At 43.4% G+C, this 21,203-nt stretch carries 17 protein-coding genes and 4 tRNA genes; 18 read left to right on the top strand and 3 right to left on the bottom strand.

The features are described from left to right. Positions 1 to 13: 13 nt before the first annotated feature. The 3 genes from C9I43_RS13435 to rsgA form a co-directional block, all read right to left on the bottom strand. Complete coding sequence (locus tag C9I43_RS13435; RefSeq protein WP_107883753.1) at positions 14 to 3,217, bottom strand: mechanosensitive ion channel domain-containing protein; 3,204 nt, start codon at positions 3,215 to 3,217, stop codon at positions 14 to 16. Between the two features lie 264 nt (positions 3,218 to 3,481). Next, positions 3,482 to 4,354, bottom strand: a complete 873-nt coding sequence (gene asd, locus C9I43_RS13430) for an archaetidylserine decarboxylase (protein WP_107883752.1) — start codon at positions 4,352 to 4,354, stop codon at positions 3,482 to 3,484. 62 nt (positions 4,355 to 4,416) lie between these two features. Then, complete coding sequence (rsgA, locus tag C9I43_RS13425; RefSeq protein ID WP_076498506.1) at positions 4,417 to 5,481, bottom strand: small ribosomal subunit biogenesis GTPase RsgA; 1,065 nt, start codon at positions 5,479 to 5,481, stop codon at positions 4,417 to 4,419. 112 nt (positions 5,482 to 5,593) lie between these two features. Here rsgA and orn point away from each other — a divergent pair, with 112 nt between their 5' ends. The 18 genes from orn (at position 5,594) to C9I43_RS13335 (ending at position 21,144) form a co-directional block, all read left to right on the top strand. Beyond that, positions 5,594 to 6,139 carry an oligoribonuclease gene (orn, locus tag C9I43_RS13420; RefSeq protein ID WP_076498504.1) on the top strand — a complete coding sequence of 182 codons (546 nt, stop codon included), beginning with the start codon at positions 5,594 to 5,596 and terminating at the stop codon, positions 6,137 to 6,139. Positions 6,140 to 6,248: 109 nt separating this feature from the next. Next, positions 6,249 to 6,324, top strand: a tRNA-Gly gene (locus C9I43_RS13415). A 42-nt stretch (positions 6,325 to 6,366) separates the two neighbouring features. After that, a tRNA-Gly gene (locus tag C9I43_RS13410) sits at positions 6,367 to 6,442 on the top strand. A 42-nt stretch (positions 6,443 to 6,484) separates the two neighbouring features. Further along, positions 6,485 to 6,560, top strand: a tRNA-Gly gene (locus C9I43_RS13405). 42 nt (positions 6,561 to 6,602) lie between these two features. Beyond that, positions 6,603 to 6,678, top strand: a tRNA-Gly gene (locus C9I43_RS13400). Between the two features lie 748 nt (positions 6,679 to 7,426). Continuing rightward, complete coding sequence (locus tag C9I43_RS13395; RefSeq protein ID WP_076498033.1) at positions 7,427 to 7,882, top strand: hypothetical protein; 456 nt, start codon at positions 7,427 to 7,429, stop codon at positions 7,880 to 7,882. Between the two features lie 264 nt (positions 7,883 to 8,146). Beyond that, on the top strand, positions 8,147 to 9,631 hold the full coding sequence (locus C9I43_RS13390; RefSeq protein WP_107883751.1) for an NAD(P)H-hydrate dehydratase: 1,485 nt from the start codon (positions 8,147 to 8,149) through the stop codon (positions 9,629 to 9,631). A gap of 95 nt (positions 9,632 to 9,726) precedes the next feature. Next, complete coding sequence (gene tsaE, locus C9I43_RS13385; RefSeq protein ID WP_076498056.1) at positions 9,727 to 10,185, top strand: tRNA (adenosine(37)-N6)-threonylcarbamoyltransferase complex ATPase subunit type 1 TsaE; 459 nt, start codon at positions 9,727 to 9,729, stop codon at positions 10,183 to 10,185. Between the two features lie 8 nt (positions 10,186 to 10,193). Further along, positions 10,194 to 11,651, top strand: coding sequence for an N-acetylmuramoyl-L-alanine amidase (locus C9I43_RS13380; RefSeq protein ID WP_107883750.1), 1,458 nt, complete (start codon positions 10,194 to 10,196; stop codon positions 11,649 to 11,651). Between the two features lie 13 nt (positions 11,652 to 11,664). Next, positions 11,665 to 13,578 (top strand): DNA mismatch repair endonuclease MutL, encoded by a 1,914-nt coding sequence (gene mutL / locus C9I43_RS13375; RefSeq protein WP_107883749.1) that lies wholly within the window; start codon positions 11,665 to 11,667, stop codon positions 13,576 to 13,578. After that, positions 13,571 to 14,497: a tRNA (adenosine(37)-N6)-dimethylallyltransferase MiaA gene (miaA, locus tag C9I43_RS13370; RefSeq protein WP_107883748.1), complete on the top strand. Its 927-nt coding sequence runs from the start codon at positions 13,571 to 13,573 to the stop codon at positions 14,495 to 14,497. The genes mutL and miaA overlap by 8 nt, the downstream gene beginning before the upstream one ends. A gap of 92 nt (positions 14,498 to 14,589) precedes the next feature. Beyond that, positions 14,590 to 14,862: an RNA chaperone Hfq gene (gene hfq, locus C9I43_RS13365; RefSeq protein WP_076498025.1), complete on the top strand. Its 273-nt coding sequence runs from the start codon at positions 14,590 to 14,592 to the stop codon at positions 14,860 to 14,862. A gap of 23 nt (positions 14,863 to 14,885) precedes the next feature. Next, positions 14,886 to 16,193, top strand: a complete 1,308-nt coding sequence (gene hflX / locus C9I43_RS13360; protein ID WP_076498023.1) for a ribosome rescue GTPase HflX — start codon at positions 14,886 to 14,888, stop codon at positions 16,191 to 16,193. A 36-nt stretch (positions 16,194 to 16,229) separates the two neighbouring features. Continuing rightward, positions 16,230 to 17,372: an FtsH protease activity modulator HflK gene (gene hflK / locus C9I43_RS13355; RefSeq protein ID WP_076498021.1), complete on the top strand. Its 1,143-nt coding sequence runs from the start codon at positions 16,230 to 16,232 to the stop codon at positions 17,370 to 17,372. Positions 17,373 to 17,375: 3 nt separating this feature from the next. Further along, positions 17,376 to 18,269, top strand: coding sequence for a protease modulator HflC (gene hflC, locus C9I43_RS13350; RefSeq protein ID WP_076498019.1), 894 nt, complete (start codon positions 17,376 to 17,378; stop codon positions 18,267 to 18,269). A 372-nt stretch (positions 18,270 to 18,641) separates the two neighbouring features. Then, a complete protein-coding gene (gene petA / locus C9I43_RS13345) occupies positions 18,642 to 19,232 on the top strand; it encodes a ubiquinol-cytochrome c reductase iron-sulfur subunit (RefSeq protein WP_076498017.1) in 591 nt (196 codons plus the stop codon). Beyond that, entirely contained in the window at positions 19,232 to 20,446 is a 1,215-nt protein-coding gene (locus tag C9I43_RS13340) for a cytochrome b (protein WP_076498015.1), read from the top strand. The genes petA and C9I43_RS13340 overlap by 1 nt, the downstream gene beginning before the upstream one ends. Next, on the top strand, positions 20,446 to 21,144 hold the full coding sequence (locus C9I43_RS13335; RefSeq protein ID WP_076498013.1) for a cytochrome c1: 699 nt from the start codon (positions 20,446 to 20,448) through the stop codon (positions 21,142 to 21,144). Before C9I43_RS13340 ends, C9I43_RS13335 begins: the two co-directional genes overlap by 1 nt. Positions 21,145 to 21,203: the final 59 nt, after the last annotated feature.

Here is a 21,203-nt window from a genome sequence, read left to right as displayed (position 1 = left end):
TTGTGCAATCCTATTAGCTTCTAATAATACTTTGTTGTTCGCGATTTTGGCTATTTTTAATATAGATTTCCATTTGTGGATAAGCGAGTTCAAGATTGTTTTCTTTGAGTTTTTTAGTGACTCGTTTATGTAAATCATGGCGAAGTGGCCAGCGTGATGACATATCTTTTGCGTAGGCACGGACTTCATAATCTTGAGTATGTTTACCAAAACCGGCAAACCATACTTCTGGTTCAGGGGTTGCTAGTGCATCTTCACACTCTTGCACCGCTTGATAGAGCGTTGCCTCAACTTTGGCCGGATCAGAATCACGCGCAACTGATACATAAACAATCACGCGCGTAATCGGATCTGACAACGACCAGTTAATTAATTGCTCAGTAATAAAGGCCTTGTTTGGAATGATAATTTCTTTTCTGTCCCAATCAATAATTGTTGTCGCCCTAATTTGAATTTTACTCACAGTCCCGGTTAAATCACGAATCGTCACGGTATCGCCAATGCGTACTGGTTTTTCAAATAAAATGATTAGGCCCGAGATAAAGTTAGCAAAAATCTCTTGTAAACCAAAACCTAAACCGAGCGAGAGTGCGGCTATTAACCATTGCAGTTTAGACCATTCCATTCCCAGATTAGAGAAGCCGATTAATAATCCTAAAAAGACCACTAAATAACGGCTTACAGTGGTAATCGCAAACCCAGTACCGGGTGATAGGTCTAATCTTTGTAGGATCATCAGCTCAAGTAAGCCCGGTAAATTAGTTGCGATCATCATTGAGAAGCCGACCACAATAAGCCCAAACATCAAGGATTTCATGGTAATGGGTAATTGTTGCTCTAAGCCATTCACGCTGGTATTGGTTGTCCACAGCGTAATACCGTCGAGAAAGGTAAATAATGCGGTATGGGTTTGTGTCCACAGGCCAATTAAGCTGGCTAAAAAAGCCAATAATAATAACGAGCGCACTAACCCAAGTGACTGGCTTGAAATCGTTTCGAGATCCACTACTGGCTCTTCATAGGTATCGAGGCCATCGGTAGAGAGATGGTGTGTTTCACCTTTTTCTCTTTGTGCTAAGCGTTCAGCCCGTTTAGCTTTGGCGCGATCGAAAGCAATACGGCGGCGCTCAATTAACATCCAGCGCTTAATGAGCTGATATAACAACAAGAAACCCAGACCTAGCACGATAGATAATTGTAGCTGGAGCAACATTTGAAAGGCGGTAAAGTAATATCCTCTAAACGCGAGTACTGCACTGAGTAATGGAAATGATATCAACAAAAACCAAAGCATTTTCTGGATAAGTTTTTTATTCTTACCGTCTTGCTGTGCATTGGCACTTTTACGGCTGAGCAGTAAAATATCTTTGTAAAATAAGAATAAAACAATACAAAATATAATAAATGCGCCGCGCCCAATACTATTGCGTACCAATGATGCATCGAGCACTTCGGTAAAACCCATCAAGCCTAATAATGGGCTGGCAACCAACACAAAGTGCCTGAATCTAAATTGACCCGCTTGGATAAGCTTTGATGGACGTTTGAAATGTCCGACCAGCACACCTTTGTCGAGCGTGAGAATAAAGATAAAACGATATAACAGATAAACTAAGCCAATAGCCAGTATGCCCATACCTACCGCCTGTACAAAATTGCGATCGGATTGGTAAAAGATTAACCCCGCCAAAATCACAGGTATCGGTTTTATTAATGCATAGCTTAAGCTGCAGGCGAGTGCTTTTATCGTGTAAATGAACTTATCTTGGGTCACATTACCCACATAAGTGGTGTAATGATTAAATAAACGATTGAATTTAGGCGTAATCAAGTCTTGTACGACTAAACATAATACCAGCAATATAATCCACCAAGACCAATAATCGTTTTGCTCATCCCACGCTTTACCCAGTTCATCCCATTGTGCCTGTTGCACCAACCATACTGCACTGCGCTCGAGATCCGTAAGCCATAATTTACTAATGCTAGCGGCATTAGGCACCCAGAATAAATGTTCATTAAGAGTATTTTTTAGAGTGAGGTGCTGTTGACTGAGTTGTTGATAGTTAACTCTCAACTTGCCTAATTCACTGAGGTATTGGTCATAGCTTTGCATCAACTGTGCAATTAAACTTTGCTGCGAATGCAGTAACTTAATTTGTTGATCATTGTATAAACCAGGATGCTCTAGTTCTTGCTCATTGAGTGCTTGCTGTTGTTCTAAATGATATCTGTCTAAACGGGCATCGGCGATGAGTGTCTGAAGCTTTTCATTATTTGGCGGCTTAGGCAGCGATTGTAATATCTGTAAAAAACGCTCACCAAAGGCGGAGTTCATTTTGACCCAAGTGATTTGTTCTTGAATATTCGCAAGTTGTTTAGCTTGGGATTGATATTGGGTTTCAGCTTGTTCTTGCTGTTCGACGACATTATTGATCTGTAAGGTCAGGGTTTGCAGTTTCTGACCATAAATGTGATTGGTATCGGCAATATTACGGGTGACAGGGTCGATAACTTTGTCAGTATCGACCAAGTTTTTGGCTAGGGTTGCATCGGTTTTTTGCTGGCGTTGTTTATTGATAGCTTTATTAATGGCTTCAATTAACGCTTCTTGTTGTATCAATTGCTGACGCACTAATTGTAATTGTAATTGCGTCAGTTCAATGCGTTTTTGACTGCTAGCTAATTCAGCTTCATTGGTGGTCAGGCTTTGTTCAAAAAACAGCCGTTGCATTTGTTGCAATTCACCCGATGGCGTATCTAATGGTGCAAGTTCAGCCTTTTTATTTTGCACCAAATTTTGTCTTGCACTGGCAATGACAGCTGGCAACTCATTCTGGCGTTGTAGTAAATCGTTAACTTGTCTAACTAAGGTAGACTCGCTTTCTTTAAGCTCAGATAGGCGCAGGTAAGCCATAGAAGCTTGCTGGCTGAGATCGGTACCTTTTTCTAGTGGCAGCGGTTTATAAGCTTCTTTGAGCGCTTTATCAGTGCTTTTTTTATGTTGTTCAAAATCGATTTGCGCCTGTTGGAAGCTGGTTGCGTTAGCTGCAAGCTTCTCTATGTTAATTTTTAGATCGTTAATTTGTTCATCAATGCTGGGATTTTGTTGTTGATCTTGTTTGTTCATGCCAAGACGTTTGTCCAGCTGCAGTGGAGAGTTGGCAACAACAGAAAATGAGAAAAAAACAATAATGAACAATAAAATACGTGGCATATAGGCTAAGAATATTTAGGTGCAAAAGACGTATCATATTAGCCAAGTTACGCTGAGATTGGTATGTTTCAAGCGTTCTTTTTTTATTGGTGTGATTGGTCGATTTTGAAGGTGGTGTTAGTGACTATGACGATAGTCGCGCCTAGGTATGATAATAGCCATGCATGACAGTGCCGCCAATATCAACCGTACTGCTAAAAAGCAGTACGGCTAGATGGTATCGATTAATCTTGAGGGTTTTGCGTAAATTTAAGCGGGCTTAAATTACTTTTTAACATCTTTAAGATTGGCGAAGGCTTGACCCATACGGGTTATCGCTTCGGCTTCAACGCCTTCTGCAAAAGTTTGGATAGTATCTTTGGCAAACAACATCACCACAGTGCTGCCCAATTTGAAACGGCCCATCTCATCGCCTTTATCTAAGGTGATGGCATCAGGGCCTTGAGTTGGGTATTGCCATGTAAAAACTTGCTTACCTGTTGGAGGGGTAATTGTCCCTGCCCATACTGTCTCGATACTGGCGACAATCGTTGCGCCAACTAATACCATCGCCAGTGGTCCTAATTCCGTTTCAAAAATCGCCACAACCCGCTCATTGCGAGCAAATAAGCCGGGGACGTGTTTAGCTGTGAGTGGATTCACTGAAAACAACTCACCGGGAACATAGGTCATTTTTGACAAGGTGCCTTTAATCGGCATATGAATGCGGTGATAGTCTTTAGGTGCGAGGTAAATAGTCGCAAAATCACCGCCTTCAAAGCGTTTAGCATCATCGGCTTGATCGCCAAGTAATGTTAACGCTGAATAATGATGACCCTTTGCTTGAAAGATGCGGCCATCTTTAATGGGGCCTAATTGACTAACGGCACCATCGACGGGGTGCACCATGATATCGGCGTCTAGATCCAACGGCCGAATACCGGGTTTTAGCGCGCGGGTGAAAAAAGCATTAAAGCTTTTATAGGCATCAGGTTCGCTTTGTGCCGCTTCGCTCATATCAATTTTATATTGTTTGATAAACCATTTGATGGCAGCTGTGGTTAACGCGCCCGCTTCGGCAGCGGCAAATTTACCCACTAGACGAGATAATAAGTGTTTTGGCAGCATGTACTGCAAGGCTATTTTAAGATTATCCAATGTTAATTCCTTTTCTTACTGCTCAATCTTTTCTGAGAGCACTGTTATTTATCAATCAGTTATTATTCATCCGCTGCCGCGCGGAAATGGCGCGCATGACGTTGTTCATCTAAGCTGGCGATAATTTTATGGTAATTATTAAAGCGATCTGCGCTGATTTTACCTTCGCTCAGGGCTGCTTGCAGTGCACAGCCAGGATCGTCACCGTGCTTACAATCGCGGAATTTACATGCGCCAAGATATTCACGAAATTCGATAAAACACCAACCTACACGTTGTGCAGGGAGATGCCAGAGGGCGAACTCACGCACGCCAGGGGAGTCAATCAAGTCGCCACCGCTGGGTAAATGTAAGAGTTTGGCTGTGGTTGTGGTGTGCTGACCTAAACCTGAATTGTCAGACACATCACCAATAACCAGTTCAGCATCGGGTAATAGGGCATTGATGATCGATGACTTACCGACACCTGATTGGCCAGCAAACACGCTAACTTTATCTTTGAGTATGTCTTTGATGGTATCAATACCATCACCTAGCTTACTGCTGACCTTATAAACTGGATAACCAATATCTTTATAACGTTGTAGCGCTTCATCTATGGCCTGCGCCTCATCGGGGTTGAGCAAGTCAATTTTATTTAAAATGATGATAGGCGGAATGTCGGTATCTTCGGCAGCCACTAGATATCGATCGATGATTTGGGTGGTAAAGCTGGGTAATACCGACGATACGATTAAAATCTGGTCGATATTAGAGGCGATGATTTTTACGCCATCGTATAAGTCGGGTCGCGTGAGTGATGATCGACGTGGGTGAACCGCTTCAACAATACCTGCAATACCGCTATTGGCTTGGCTTTCAATGGCTAAGCGTACAATCACTTTATCGCCAGTGACTAAGCTGGTGACAGCACGACGAATATTACAGCGCACCACTTGGCCGCTTTCGGTTTCGATGTCGGCGTGTTGACCAAAGCGTGAAATTACCGTACCGGGTTGTTCTTGCCCCAGTGAACTATCTTGTAATTCGGGCGTATTTTTTTCGCTACCATCACGATTGAGTCGCTTTTCGTGATTAGCGCGCATACGGCGTAATTGACCTTGGCTTAGGGGTTTCTTTTTCGTCACTGATTCGTCTTCGTCAATTAGGTGATTTTTTGTGTTGCAAAAAAGCAGTATGATACACACTCTTGAATAAAAAAGCCTGAATTTAGGCTAACTGACATGATAAGGCTGATTTATGACGGCAAATGTAAATAATCTCATTTGGATTGATTTAGAAATGACAGGGTTAGAGCCCGATGTCGACAGGATCATTGAAATTGCCACTTTAGTGACAGATCAAGAACTCAATATTATTGGTCAAGGTCCAGTTATTGCGATTCATCAATCAGATGAGGCGCTTGCTGCTATGGATGATTGGAACCAGAAACATCATGGTGAATCTGGGCTTATTGATCGCGTTCGTGCCAGCCAAGAAACAGAAGCGCAAGCCGTCGCAAAGACTATTGCCTTTTTAGAGCAGTATGTGCCCAAGGGCGCATCTCCTATGTGCGGTAATAGTATTGGCCAAGATAGACGCTTTTTAAATCGTTACATGCGCGAGCTAGAGGATTATTTTCACTATCGCAATGTAGATGTTAGTACCATTAAAGAGTTGGTGAAGCGTTGGAGCCCAGAAACGATGGCGGGTCTTAAGAAGCAAAACACTCACCAAGCACTGCAGGATATCCAAGAGTCGATTGCCGAATTGCAGTATTATCGCAGTAAAGTATTTAAAATTTGACCGATCAGTAGATAAATATGCAAAAGGGGTTGCAGCCGCATGAATTTTTCATATAATGCGGCCTCAACTTTTTGATGCGAACGAGATGTTCTGCTAATTTAGATTGAATGCGACATTAGCTCAGTTGGTAGAGCGATACCTTGCCAAGGTATAGGTCATCGGTTCGAACCCGATATGTCGCTCCAAATTAAAACTTAGTGATTTACCAAATCATTAATACAGATTCTGCGACATTAGCTCAGTTGGTAGAGCGATACCTTGCCAAGGTATAGGTCATCGGTTCGAACCCGATATGTCGCTCCAAATTAAAAATTAGTGATTTATCAAATCATTAATGCAGATTATGCGACATTAGCTCAGTTGGTAGAGCGATACCTTGCCAAGGTATAGGTCATCGGTTCGAACCCGATATGTCGCTCCAAATTAAAACTTAGTGATTTAATCAATCATTAATACAGATTTTGCGACATTAGCTCAGTTGGTAGAGCGATACCTTGCCAAGGTATAGGTCATCGGTTCGAACCCGATATGTCGCTCCAAATTCCTAACTCTTCCATTATCAAATTATTCAATGAGCATTAGTTCAGTTGTGATTTTGATATGGCGATACCTTTGTTTTTCAAGGTATAGGTCATCGGTTCGAACCGCTCTTGAATAAAATCATGTCGCTCCAAACTCCTAAATATTCCACTATCAAATTATTCAATGAGCATTAGTTCAGTTGTGATTTTGATATGTCGATACCTTTGTTTTTCAAGGAATAGGCCATCGGTTCGAACCCTCTTGAACAAAATCACGTCGCTCCAATTTTGCTCTGTTTCCTCAACGCTTTAAATCTTCATTAGTTTGACTGCTAATCTCGAGATATTTTCCTCATGCTTAAGTAGCGAGTCTGAAAATAGGTTCCAATCGTAGTTGATTAACACTGTTTTGCTATATTTTTGATTTCATTCCTTCAATTAGCTTATCTACACTTGTTTTGATTAACGATTATCTGCTGTAAATCCTATATTTAAGATTTGTTATGTACAACTAAAGACCTATACCAGTCCTTTATGGTTAAGTGCCTTGAGATCTCTTTTGGCTTTTCTCTCTTCTTAAAAACAGGCTGATATCATTTCACAGCGTGATCTATTGCGTGTTTATTTAACTTTCTCTAAATTAGATCGCCTTGCGAAAGCTAAATTATGACCTTGTTCAAATATTCGTAACGCTTTTACTTACATAATGAACTTAGACATAAAATTTATAGCGCCAAGTAGTTGGCCTGACAATGGAGTGCATTATATGCGTATTCAACAATTACGTGATTTACTCGAATATGTGGCAAAGTGCCGCTTAGATATGGCGCAACTCTATGGCCGACTTAATAATCAAGCTGATTCGGCTCGAGTTAAGATGATGTTGGACTATTTTGAGTCTCATCAAAAAACGATGGCTGAGAAACTGCGTGATTATATGGAGGAAGCACCACATCGTATTCTTGACACTTGGTATAAAGACTTCACTTTTGAAGATTTTACCAAGCGTTGCCAAGACACTATGTTACCTGCAAACATGAATGAAGACGATGTGCTCAACTTACACTTAGACCTAGAAAATCGTCTGATTGGTTTGTTAGAAAAAACAGTTAACTCAACCACTGCCGAAGATGCGCGTAATGCGTTAGCCAACTTAATTCGAGTAGAGAAAACTCAGCAACAACGTTTGGTCCACAGCACGATTCGGATGGACGATATCTAAAACTAACACCTTTTCCCAAAAGCCAGCCCAGTGCTGGCTTTTGTGTTTATGTCATCCGCCTATCTGCGACTTTTACGCTATTTTGGCTTAGTTTGGCTGGTTTTCTACGCCCGATCTGATTTACGTCATCATTTCCCATCCTAATTTTTGCTACTTTCTTGATCTATTAGCTGATTTTTATCGGCTTTGCTCAGTTTTGCCAAGACGCCTATGTTGAGGTAACTCATTATGGAATGAAGTCATTGGCGTCTAAGGAGATCCTTCATGGCACAAGATCTATCGCAATTCCCCAAGGCTTTATATACCCGAGCGCAAGTTCGCGAAGCTGAACTGAGTGCTGTGTCGCAGGGAGCATTAAGCCTCTATGAATTGGTCGAGTGTGCTGGCGCAGCGGCTTTTGCGTGTTTAACAAAACATAACTCCACAGCCTTACCTGTGTTAATCCTAGCTGGTAGCGGTAACAATGGTGCCGATGCTTTAGTGTGCGCGAGGTTGGCGAGGGAGAGTGGTATTGCGGTTTCTGTGATGATGGCTTCATCTGCACGTACTGCTGAGTGTCAGCAAGCGTTGGCCCATTACCTTGCCGGCGGTGGGGAATTACTGCCCTTCGATGTTATGCGAATTTTTACGGCAAAAATCATCGTCGACGGTTTACTCGGCACCGGTGTACGTGATGCAGTGGGCGATGATATGGCTCAGTATATTAACGCCATCAATGAGGGCGCAGCGTGGGTCTTGAGCCTTGATTTACCCTCTGGAGTGATTGCTGATACAGGTGCCATAGCAGGTGTGGCAGTAATGGCAGATGTCACTTTATGCTTTGGTGGTTTGAAGCAAGGTTTATTAACCGGCAAGGCACGGCATTACAGTGGTGAACTTGAATTTACTGATTTGGGCTTAACAGCTTTCTTCGCAAAAGGCAGTGCGCAGCGGGTAGGAATAGAGACGCTTAAGGATTATTTTGCCGCCAGAGCCCGTGATAGTCATAAAGGTCAATCGGGTAAGGTCACCGTTATTGGCGGTGATATAGGCATGGCTGGTGCAGTTAGGTTAGCGAGTGAGGCTTGTTTGCGAGCAGGAGCTGGGCTGGTTACGGTGATCAGCCGAGCCGAACATCAGCTAACTGTGAATGTCTCCCGTCCTGAACTCATGTTTTGGGGCTGCGATTTAGTCGATATGGAAGTGTATCTACGCCTTGGCTGGGCTCAGGTCATCGTGCTTGGGCCTGGTTTAGGTAAGCATGACTGGGGCTATAACTTATTTAAAGCCGCAGGATTAAGCGATAAACCCTGTGTTTTGGATGCCGATGCCTTAAATCTATTGAGTCATGAGCCTCGTCAGCAAACTAATTGGGTATTAACGCCCCATTCTGGCGAGGCAGCACGTTTACTCGGTTGTTCCATTATTGAAATTGAGCAAGACCGATTTGCAGCCGTGCGGGCTATGCAACAAAAGTACGGTGGCGTAGTACTACTAAAAGGTGCTGGAACGGTTATTTTTGATGGTAAACAAATGGTAGTGGCGCCAGTGGGTAATCCTGGACTTGCTAGTGGTGGGTGTGGCGATGTGTTATCTGGTATTATAGGCGCGCTAATGGCTCAAGGAATGGATAATATGCAGGCGACAGTAGTGGGTGTTGTTGTGCATGGCTGCGCCGCGGATCTGGCGGCAGCAAAAGGAGAACGTGGTATGTTAGCGAGTGATTTGATGCCTTTTATTCGCCAATTAGTGAATAGTGATTTACTCTAGGCGCTATGTGAGACTCAAGCAGGGCTAGACTTTGTCCTATTCCTTCATAAGATTGAGTCGCTTCTTCCTCAATAACAGCAGTGATATAAGTGGATATGACAGAGTTAACTTTTTTCTTAGACAACGAAGACGACACCATTGCCGTAGGGCAAAAACTAGCCCGCCATGTCCAAGCGCCTTTGACTCTGTATCTTACGGGTGATTTAGGGGCTGGTAAAACGACGCTAAGCCGAGGTTTAATTCAAGGGCTGGGTCATAAAGGCGCTGTTAAAAGCCCAACTTACACTTTAGTTGAACCATATGAGTTAGAGGGGGTCGAAGTTTATCATTTTGATTTGTACCGTTTAAATGATCCAGAAGAACTTGAGTTTATGGGTATCCGTGATTATTTCACCGACAACAGCCTGTGTATTGTTGAATGGCCTGATAAAGGTGAGGGTTTACTGCCAGATGCGGATATCCACATACATTTAAGCTATCAAAATAGTGGTCGTGAAATACACATTAAGGCCTTATCAGAGCCGGGTAAAAAGTTATTAGCAGCGATAAAATAAAAATAACAATGATAAAAAATAACGTTTATTTTCAGATTACTATACTTTTCTTATGTTCCTTTTTCTCTGTGGTTGCTTATGCCGCCAATAAGTTAGAAGGCGTACGTATTTGGGCTGCACCTGAGTCAACTCGAATCGTGTTTGATTTAAGCGAAGTACCAAATTACAGTTATTTTACCTTGGATGGGCCTAACCGTTTAGTGGTGGATTTAAAAAAATCAACGGCGAAAGTGGCACTTAATAAGTTAGAAAATAACAGTAAATTAGTTAAAGGAGTGCGGATTAGCCAGTCACCCACTAAGGGAGATTTACGGCTAGTTATCGATCTGGTTAAACCCCTCAATGCCAGCTTATTTTCTTTGCCAGTGACTGCGCCTTATGGCAATCGTTTAGTGGTTGATTTAGAAGATAAAACGTTAACAACAGCTACCGCAGTGGTGACATCTACACCGATTAAAACTGTCACCCAGTCAGCGCAATCCTCTCGAGATATCGTTATTGCGATTGATGCAGGGCATGGTGGGGACGATCCGGGTTCTATTGGCCCTTCTGGTGTGTATGAAAAAAAGGTTGCCTTGGAGATATCAAAGCGCGTAGCAAGCAAAATTAATGATACGCCAGGGATGCGTGCTGTGATGATCCGCACGGGCGATTATTTTGTGAATTTGAATAAACGCTCAGAGCTAGCCCGCAACAGTAAAGCCGATTTGCTTGTGTCAATTCATGCCGATGCGTTTACTTCGCCTAATCCTCGTGGTGCCTCGGTATGGGTATTATCTATGCGACGAGCAAACAGTGAAATTGGTCGTTGGTTAGAACAAAAAGAGAAACATTCAGAATTACTCGGTGGTGCGGGAGATATTATCCAAAATACGGATAATGAACAGTATTTAGCGATGACCTTGCTCGATATGTCGATGAATAGCTCTATGGCGATAGGTCATTCTGTTGCTGGTGATATTTTAAAAGACTTAGGCCGAGTCACAGAACTTCACAAGAGTCGACCGGAGTCAGCCAGTTTAGCTGTTTTAAAGTCACCAGATATCCCCTCTATTTTGGTCGAAACGGGCTTTATTTCGAATCCAAAAGAAGAACGTTTATTGTCGAGTAGTCGTCATCAAGAAAGTATTGCTAATGCGATTTATAAAGGTGTGAGTCGTTACTATCACAGTAACCCGCCAGCCGATACCTTACTTGCACAAAGAGGTGGCGCCAACTCCAATAATGCTAAACCTGCAAAAGCACCCGTCAAAACATCAACTGACATAGCATCAACAGGCAGAGCACCTAAAGCTTATGTGGATGATACAGTATCAACCAAAGTTAAGCATAAAGTCCGCCGCGGGGAATCCTTATCTGCAATAGCACAGCGTTATCGTGTGTCTATGTCGAGTATTAAACAAGTGAATGGCATGAAATCCGATGTGGTGCAATTAGGGCAAACGCTGGTTATCCCCCAGAGTTAAATAGGAAAGCATGATGGGCATTCAAATTCTACCACCGCAATTAGCGAACCAAATTGCGGCGGGGGAAGTGGTTGAAAGACCCGCTTCAGTAGTCAAAGAATTGGTCGAAAATAGCCTCGATGCAGGTGCGAGCCGAGTTGATATTGAAATCGACAAAGGCGGCAGCAAGCTGATTAAAATTCGTGATAATGGCTCTGGTATCACAAAAGATGAACTTGCGCTGGCCTTGTCGCGTCATGCAACATCAAAGTTGCACACCTTAGATGATCTTGAAGCAATTCTTAGTTTTGGCTTTCGCGGTGAAGCGCTAGCCAGCATAAGCTCAGTTTCACGTTTGACCTTAACCTCTCGCACTGCGGAACAAACTGAGGCGTGGCAAGCATACGCCGAAGGTATCGACATGGCCGTTAAGGTGATGCCAGCGGCGCATCCCGTTGGTTCAACAATTGAAGTCGTGGATTTATTCTTTAATACTCCGGCTCGTCGTCGTTTTTTAAAGAGTGATAAAACCGAATTTACCCATATTGACGAATGGTTAAAGCGCATCGCATTGGTCCGTGGTGATATCCATTTCACGTTAACGCATAACGGCAAAATGGTGCGCAACTATCGTCCTGCAGTGAATGAAGCCCAGTATTTACAGCGTTTGACACAAGTATGTGGTCGGCCATTTGCCGAGCAAGCGCTAAAAATTGAATGCCAACACGATGATTTACGTCTTAGCGGCTATTTGCAATCTCCTTGGTCGAATAACGTTAGCGATACCCATTATTTTTATGTCAATGGTCGGCTTATCCGCGATCGTTTGGTCAATCATGCAGTACGTCAGGCATTTGCGCAAAAAGCACAACTTGAGCAGCCGGGTTATGTGTTGATGTTGGACATCGACCCCTATCAAGTGGACGTTAACGTACATCCTGCTAAACATGAGGTGAGATTTCACCAAGCACGTTATGTACATGATTATATTCTGCAAGCATTACAATCGGCACTAGAAGAAGCGGGGGAACTCAACGTCAAACATCCAAGCTCTTTGGATGAGGTTGAAGATGTGTTTGTGGATACTCCTAAAAGTTGCTCTGAAGTATCTGTCCCGTTTGCACTTGGCGCTGATTCAGCTCAAGTTAATGTGCAAGCTGATACACTTCAGTCTGCTCAACCTCCTGTTGTTGCAGCGGCGCAAGCAAAATCTGTCGTTGCTGGACGTGAGGGCACTGGTTTTGGTACTCAAACGAATGCCTTTGGTAGCATGGTAACGCCAAGAGATAGCCAGCGTGGTAGTTATTCTGCTGGGGAGTCACGACAACGGACCGAGTTACCATCAAAGGCGGCAATTGCCAGTTATGGCGCGTTACTGCAAACACCAGCGTATAGTGTTAAAGATCAAGTTATTCAGCCATCAGTACCTATGCCAGCAATATTAGATGGACAATATTGGGTGATGGCAACGGCAGATAATCTCTGTCTATTATCTATTAAATCAGTAGCATTAGTGACGCGAAGCCAAGAGATTGAAGCTAAACTAGCGACCGGATTAATTGGCCAACCTTTACTGATGCCAGTATCTGTTGCCGCCGATGCAGATTGGCAGGCTGTACTTGATGAAAATGAGACCTTAATTCGGCAACTTGGATTAGAACTAACAATTCGTTATCAGCAGTTGATTATTAAAAAAGTGCCCCCATATCTCAGAGAGAGTCAGTTGGCAAAAGTCATCCCTGAATGGTTACAATCGTTACGTTTTGAAGCACCTGCGCCGAGTGCGTTGGCCATTTGGTTAGCAACACATAGTTTAACAGGGTTTGTTTCGGCAGTAGATACATGGGCCTTATTTTCGCAGTTAGCAGAAGAAAAAAGGCAGCTAATTATCGATAAAGCAATTTCATTACCTTGGCAATCGTGGCTAAAAGAGCAAGTCAGTGAATAAAGAATTACACCCTAAAGTATTATTTTTGATGGGGCCAACGGCCTCTGGCAAGACAGCTTTAGCATTAGAATTAGCCGAGAAGCATAACTGTGAAATTATTTCGGTTGATTCAGCACTAATTTACCGTGGTATGGATATTGGCAGTGCCAAACCCTCAGCTGAGGAATTAGCTCGAGGGCCACACAGATTAATTGATATTCGTGATCCCAGTGAAAGCTATTCGGCAGCCGATTTTAGAATCGATGCGATAGCCGAAATAGAAAAAATCATCAACATGGGAAAAACACCTGTATTAGTTGGTGGAACCATGATGTATTTTAAAGCATTACTTGAAGGTTTATCACCTTTACCCAGTGCGGATGAGGCCATTAGAATCGAGATTCAAGCTGAGGCCGATGCAAAAGGTTGGGAAGCGCTGCATGACCAATTAAGGGCTGTAGATCCCGTGTCGGCAGAAAGAATTCATCCTAATGATCCACAAAGACTTTCCAGAGCGCTGGAAGTCTATAGAATAAGCGGTAAGAGCATGACCGAGTTGACGCAAACTAAGTCTGCTCCTTTGCCTTATGACGTAGTGCAATTTGCGATTGCACCACGTGAGCGTAAAACGCTGCATGACTTAATTGCGCAACGTTTTACGATTATGCTCGCACAAGGTTTTATTGAGGAAGTTACTCAGCTTAAAGCCCGAGGAAACTTACATTTAGATTTGCCATCAATGCGTTGTGTGGGCTATCGACAATGCTGGCAATACCTAGAGGGTGAGTTTGACTATGATACTATGGTCGAAAAAGCGGTTGCTGCTACTAGGCAATTAGCCAAGCGTCAATTAACATGGTTGCGCAGTTGGCCAGAGTTGAATTGGCTTGAAAGTGGTGCTGAGGGGAATTTAGTTACACTTATGCGTCAATGCCGCTAGCTTATTAGCCCTTGCTGTATAATACTAAAACTAAACAAAAAACTATCACTTATATCGGTTTATTTTATATAAATTAAAAAGGAAATAATAAAATGGCTAAGGGGCAATCTTTACAAGACCCATTTTTGAACGCATTGCGTCGTGAACGCGTTCCTGTATCAATTTACTTGGTAAATGGCATTAAACTCCAAGGACAAGTAGAGTCGTTTGATCAATTTGTCATCCTGTTGAAAAATACAGTGAGCCAAATGGTTTACAAGCACGCGATTTCTACTGTTGTGCCAGCACGCCCATTTAACGTTACTCCGCATCAAAATGCTCCTGGTGGTTATGGTGCACAAGATGATGCGCCTAGTGGCGAATAAGTTTTATCTGAGGAGTTTGCTTCTTGTTTGATCGTTATGAGGCTGGAGAAACAGCGGTTCTTGTCCATATTGACTTTTCCGATGAGGAACGCCGAGAAGATTTAACTGAGCTGCAGTTATTAGTTGAATCTGCTGGAGCTAGATCGGTTGGGGTTATTACAGGAAGTCGACGTTCGCCGGATCGTAAATTTTTTGTGGGTTCAGGTAAAGCTGAAGAGTTAGCTGCATTGGTCGCCGCGACTGAAGCCAATGTCGTGATTTTTAATCATGCATTGAGTCCGGCTCAAGAGCGTAATCTAGAAAGAGTATGTCAGTGTCGCGTGCTCGACCGTACGACGCTTATTCTAGATATTTTTGCCCAACGAGCACGGACCCACGAAGGTAAGTTGCAGGTGGAGCTAGCGCAATTGCGCCACATGTCGACTCGCCTTATTCGTGGTTGGACGCATTTAGAGCGGCAAAAAGGTGGCATCGGTTTACGTGGCCCAGGGGAAACTCAGCTCGAAACTGATAGACGTTTGCTCAGAGGGCGGATTAAGAATATCAACAAGCGTTTAGAACGAGTTGATAAACAACGTGAACAGAGTCGACGTGCACGTAAACGCAGTGATTTATCGACGGTTTCATTAGTTGGTTATACCAACGCCGGTAAATCAACACTGTTTAATGCTCTAACGTCATCAGATGTTTATGCCGCTGATCAGCTATTTGCTACACTCGACCCCACATTAAGAAAGTTAGACTTACCCGATGGTGCCGTTATTCTTGCGGATACTGTAGGGTTTATCCGTCATTTGCCTCATGATCTTGTAGCCGCATTTAAGGCAACCTTACAAGAGACAAAACAGGCTGAGTTATTACTGCACATTATCGATTGTGCAGATGAAAATATGACGGATAATTTTGACCAAGTTCAATCAGTATTGAAAGAGATCGGTGCCGATGAAGTCATGCAGCTCGTGGTATGTAACAAAATCGATCTACTCGAGGATGTGGCGCCAAGAATTGAATATGACGATATGGGTAAACCGATTCGAGTTTGGGTTTCAGCCCAGAAGCATTTGGGATTTGATTTACTCTTAAAAGCCATCACCGAATTAATTGGTGAGGTAATTCAAGAGCTCACACTTAAAATTCCGGCTACTGCTGGACATTATCTTGGCCAGTTTTATCGACTGGATGCGATACAGCAGAAGGAGTACGACTCACTGGGGAACTGTATTTTGTCTGTTCGTTTATCGGATGCCAATTGGCGCCGATTAACTAAACAGAGTCAGGGTGAGTTAGAAACCTTTATCTTCGATGAATCGATAGATGAAGTTACACGTTAATAATCTAATTTATTTCATCCACTTATGGAGTGCTAAATGGCTTGGAATGAGCCCGGTAACAAGGGTAATGATCCTTGGGGAAATAAAGGTGGTAACGACAAAGGGCCACCGGACCTCGATGAGGTTTTTCGTAATCTTTCAAAACGCTTTGGCGGCAAAGGAAATGGCTCATCAGGTCAATCTTTTAGCTCGTTTAGCTTAATCATCATTCTTGCTGTTGCTGTGGTTGTTTGGGGACTTTCGGGTTTTTATACAATTAAAGAAGCTGAGCGTGGTGTGGCACTGCGATTTGGTCAACATAACGGCGAAATTGGTCCTGGTCTTCACTGGAAAGCTACGTTCATAGACGAGATTTTTCCTGTTGATATTCAATCGGTTCGCTCTATTCCTGCGTCTGGCAGCATGCTGACATCCGATGAAAACGTCGTGAAAGTTGAGCTTGATGTTCAGTATCGTATTTTAGATGCTTACTCGTATCTATTTAGTGCCGTCGATGCGAACGCCAGTTTGCGTGAAGCGACAGACAGTGCACTGCGTTATGTTATTGGACATAACAAAATGGATGATATTCTGACTACAGGCCGTGATGCGATTCGTCGCGATACCTGGAAAGAACTCGAGCGCATTCTTGAACCGTATAAACTGGGCCTTGCCATTGTTGACGTTAACTTCTTGCCGGCACGTCCGCCTGAAGAAGTAAAAGACGCCTTCGATGATGCTATTTCAGCCCAAGAAGATGAGCAGCGTTTTATTCGTGAAGCTGAAGCCTATGCCCGTGAAATTGAACCTAAAGCTCGTGGTGAAGTTGAACGTATGGCACAGCAAGCAAGTGCGTATAAAGAACGTGAAGTGTTAGAGGCTCGCGGTAAAGTGGCTCGTTTTGAGCTGTTATTGCCAGAGTATCAAGCCGCACCTGACGTCACTCGTAAGCGTTTGTATCTTGATACAATGCAGCAAGTGATGACGGATACGAATAAGGTGCTGATTGATGCCAAGAATAATGGCAACTTAATGTATCTGCCGTTAGACAAGCTAATTCAGCAGAAGCCTGCGACAACTGAGCTGGAAGCTACGCCACAGCAAAATGTCAATTCTTCGTCTGTATCAACGACTCGCGCGAATGAGCCTTTGAGTGGACGTCCATCCCGCGATGATCGTACTCGCCAAGGGAGGGAGTAATCCATGGGTAGATTAAGCATTATTCTTATCGCCGTACTCTTAGGTATTGGTTTGTCATCTTTAATGGTGGTGAATGAAGGCGAGCGGGCTATCGTGGCGCGTTTCGGTGAAATACTCAAAGACAATGTTGACGGTAAGCAAGTTACTCGTGTCTATAGTCCTGGTCTGCACCTTAAGGTTCCAGTGATCGACAAAGTGAAGCTACTTGATGCGCGTATTCAAACACTTGATGGCGCAGCCGATCGTTTTGTAACTTCAGAGAAGAAAGACCTTATGGTCGATTCCTATGTGAAGTGGCGCATTGCAGATTTCGAGAAATATTACCTATCTACAAATGGTGGTATTAAAGCGAATGCGGAATCGCTATTGCAACGTAAGATAAACAACGACTTGCGGACTGAGTTTGGTCGTCGCACTATCAAAGAGATTGTCTCTGGTAAGCGTGATGAATTACAAAACGATGCGCTAGAAAATGCCTCAGAAAGCGCTAAAGACTTAGGTATTAAAGTTGTCGACGTACGTGTAAAGCAAATCAATTTACCGGCTAACGTTAGTAATAGTATTTACCAGCGTATGCGTGCCGAGCGTCAAGCTGTGGCGAAAGAGCATAGAGCTCAAGGTAAAGAGCAATCAGAGATCATCCGCGCAACGATTGACGCGAATGTGACCGTTAAAATTGCTGAAGCTGAGCGTAAAGCTCTCACCATTCGTGGTGAAGGTGATGCACTTGCGGCGAAGATTTATTCTGACGCTTACAGTAAAGATGCTGAGTTCTTCGGTTTTGTGCGTAGCTTAGAAGCCTATCGTGCGAGTTTCTCAGGTAAGTCCGATATCATGGTATTAGAGCCAGATAGCGAGTTCTTCAAATACATGAAGAGCACTGCACCTAAGAAGTAAGGCAGAAGATTGATTAATTAAATAGGCCCTGCATTGCAGGGCCTATTTTTTCATCTAGTAATTGTTAATCGATATCGAAAATGTCAGTTCGCATTTATATTAGCAATGCATGCTTTATGCCTAATTGGCAGCTCAGATGTTTGAAATACACACTAAATGGATTAAAAAGGGTTAATAATTGGGTGTTTTTTAAACTTTTTGTAAAAAACACGCAATCTCCCTAACTTACTTGAGTGTTTTCACTATGATCTGCTTCTAATTTTTAGCTATAATGAGCCCCGCTTCAAACTTCGATTTTTGACCCTAGTGATGAACTAAGGGCCGAAGGTCTTTGAAATATAAAAATTCCAACACCCTCTGGGAGATAAGTGGATGAGCAATGCGCCAGTCGATACCGGACGTCGCAGATTCCTGACAGCTGCAACCGCCGTAGTAGGTGGTGCTGGTGCCGTCGCTGTAGCGGTTCCTTTCATCAAGTCATGGAATCCGAGTGCCAAAGCAAAAGCTGCAGGTGCACCGGTCGAAGTAAATATCAGTAAAGTAGAGCCAGGTCAGTTGATTCGTGTTGAGTGGCGTGGAAAACCTGTATGGGTTGTCCGTCGCACTGATGCGGTAATCAATGAACTGCCAACACATGATGGTAAGTTAAGAGATCCAGCTTCTGTTGAAATGCAGCAGCCTGATTATGCAACTAATCCTTTGCGCTCAATTAAGCCAGAGTATTTTATTGCCGTCGGTATTTGTACCCACCTCGGATGTTCACCTACTTATTTGCCTGATTCATTCGGTGAGCAAGTTGAAGGTGTCACTTCTGGTTTCTTCTGTCCATGTCATGGCTCTAAGTTTGATATGGCTGGTCGCGTTTTCCAAGGCGTACCAGCTCCATTGAACCTAGTTATCCCTCCACATCAATACGTTGATGATGGCACCGTGATTATCGGTGTAGATAAAGGAGTGGCGTAATGGTTAAGAATTTAATTAATTGGATTGATGCACGTATTCCAATGACGGCGACTTATAACCGTCATGTGGGTCAGTATGCTACGCCAACTAACTTTAACTTTTGGTACTTTTTCGGTTCACTGGCGATGTTGGTATTGGTTAACCAATTACTGACGGGTATCTGGTTGACGATGAACTATGTACCAACAGCAGAAGGCGCCTTCGCTTCTGTTGAATACATCATGCGTGACGTTGAATACGGTTGGTTGCTGCGTTATATGCACTCAACGGGTGCTTCAGCGTTCTTCGTGGTGATTTATCTGCACATGTTCCGTGGTTTGATCTACGGTTCATATCAGAAGCCTAGAGAGCTACTGTGGCTGTTCGGTATGTTAATTTTCCTCGTGTTGATGGCTGAAGCCTTTATGGGTTACTTGCTGCCATGGGGACAAATGTCATATTGGGGCGCACAGGTTATTATTTCGCTGTTCGGCGCGATCCCATTCATTGGTGATGATTTAACACTGTGGATCCGTGGCGACTACGTGATTTCTGGCGCGACACTGAACCGATTCTTCGCATTGCACGTTATTGCACTGCCGTTAGTATTAGTGGTTCTTGTGTTCTTACATTTAATTGCGCTACACGAAGTGGGTTCAAACAACCCAGACGGTATCGAAATTAAGAAGAACAAAGATGAGAATGGCTGGCCAGTTGATGGTATTCCATTCCACCCATACTACACAGTAAAAGATATCATGGGCGTCGCAGGCTTCCTGATAGTGTTCTGCTATGTGTTGTTCTTCATTCCAGAAGGCGGTGGTTATTTCCTCGAGAAGCCAAACTTTGAAGCGGCTAACTCAATGAAGACACCTGAGCATATTGCGCCCGTTTGGTACTTCACACCTTTCTACGCCATCTTGCGTGCGATCCCAGACAAATTGGCTGGTGTTGTGATGATGGGACTATCGATTGCAGTACTGTTTGTATTGCCGTGGTTAGATCGTTGTAAAGTGAAGTCAGTTCGTTACCGTAGCACATTACATAAACTGAATATTGCCCAGTTTGCTGTTTCGTTTATCGTCTTAGGTTATTTAGGTGTCGTTCCTGCTACGCCAACGCTGACGATAGTTGCACAAGTGTTTACGTTCACTTACTTTGGTTTCTTTGTGGCGCTGTGGGTATACAGCAAGAATGAAAAAACTAAACCTGTTCCAGCGAGGTTGACACACTAATGAAAAAATTACTGATTGCATTAGTTACCTTGTTGCCGACACTGGCTCTGGCCGCGAGCGGACATAAAATACATTTAGAAGATGCCAATGTTGATTTGCACGATAAAGCTTCTTTAGAGCGTGGTGTGGACTTATTCCAACATTATTGTTCTGGTTGCCATAGCACTCAGTATCAACGTTATGAACGCGTTGCTACTGATATCGGTATTTCTGCTGATGATATGCGTAATAAGTATATGTTCACCGATGCTAAAATTGGTGAGCTGATGCAAAACGCGATCCCACACAAAGATGCTGCTAAATGGTTTGGCGCTACACCACCAGACTTAACCTTAGTGGCACGCGTACGTGGTGAGGATTGGGTTTATTCATATCTGAAAGGCTTCTATAAAGACCCTAGTCGCCCATTTGGTGTGAATAACACAGTATTCCCATCAGTTGGAATGCCCCACGTGCTTGAAGAATTACAGGGTACGCCTGTTAAACAAGCCGATGGTTCTATTGTTGTGACTGGTGGTAAATTGAATGCGGAAGAATACGACCAAGCGGTACGTGATATCACTGGCTTCTTAGTCTATTCTGCTGAACCTGTCCAACTAGAGCGTAAAGCCATGGGTTGGTGGGTACTCGGATTCCTGTTTATATTCTTTATTGTGGCCTACCTCTTGAAGAAAGAGTATTGGAAAGATGTACACTAGGCACCAATAACGGGTAAAATGTAATATCCGCATAGTGTAAACGGGGGGCTTAGCCCCTC

Source organism: Shewanella morhuae (assembly GCF_003028295.1).
Lineage (GTDB): Bacteria > Pseudomonadota > Gammaproteobacteria > Enterobacterales > Shewanellaceae > Shewanella > Shewanella morhuae.
This window is presented reverse-complemented; position numbering and strand designations above follow the sequence as displayed.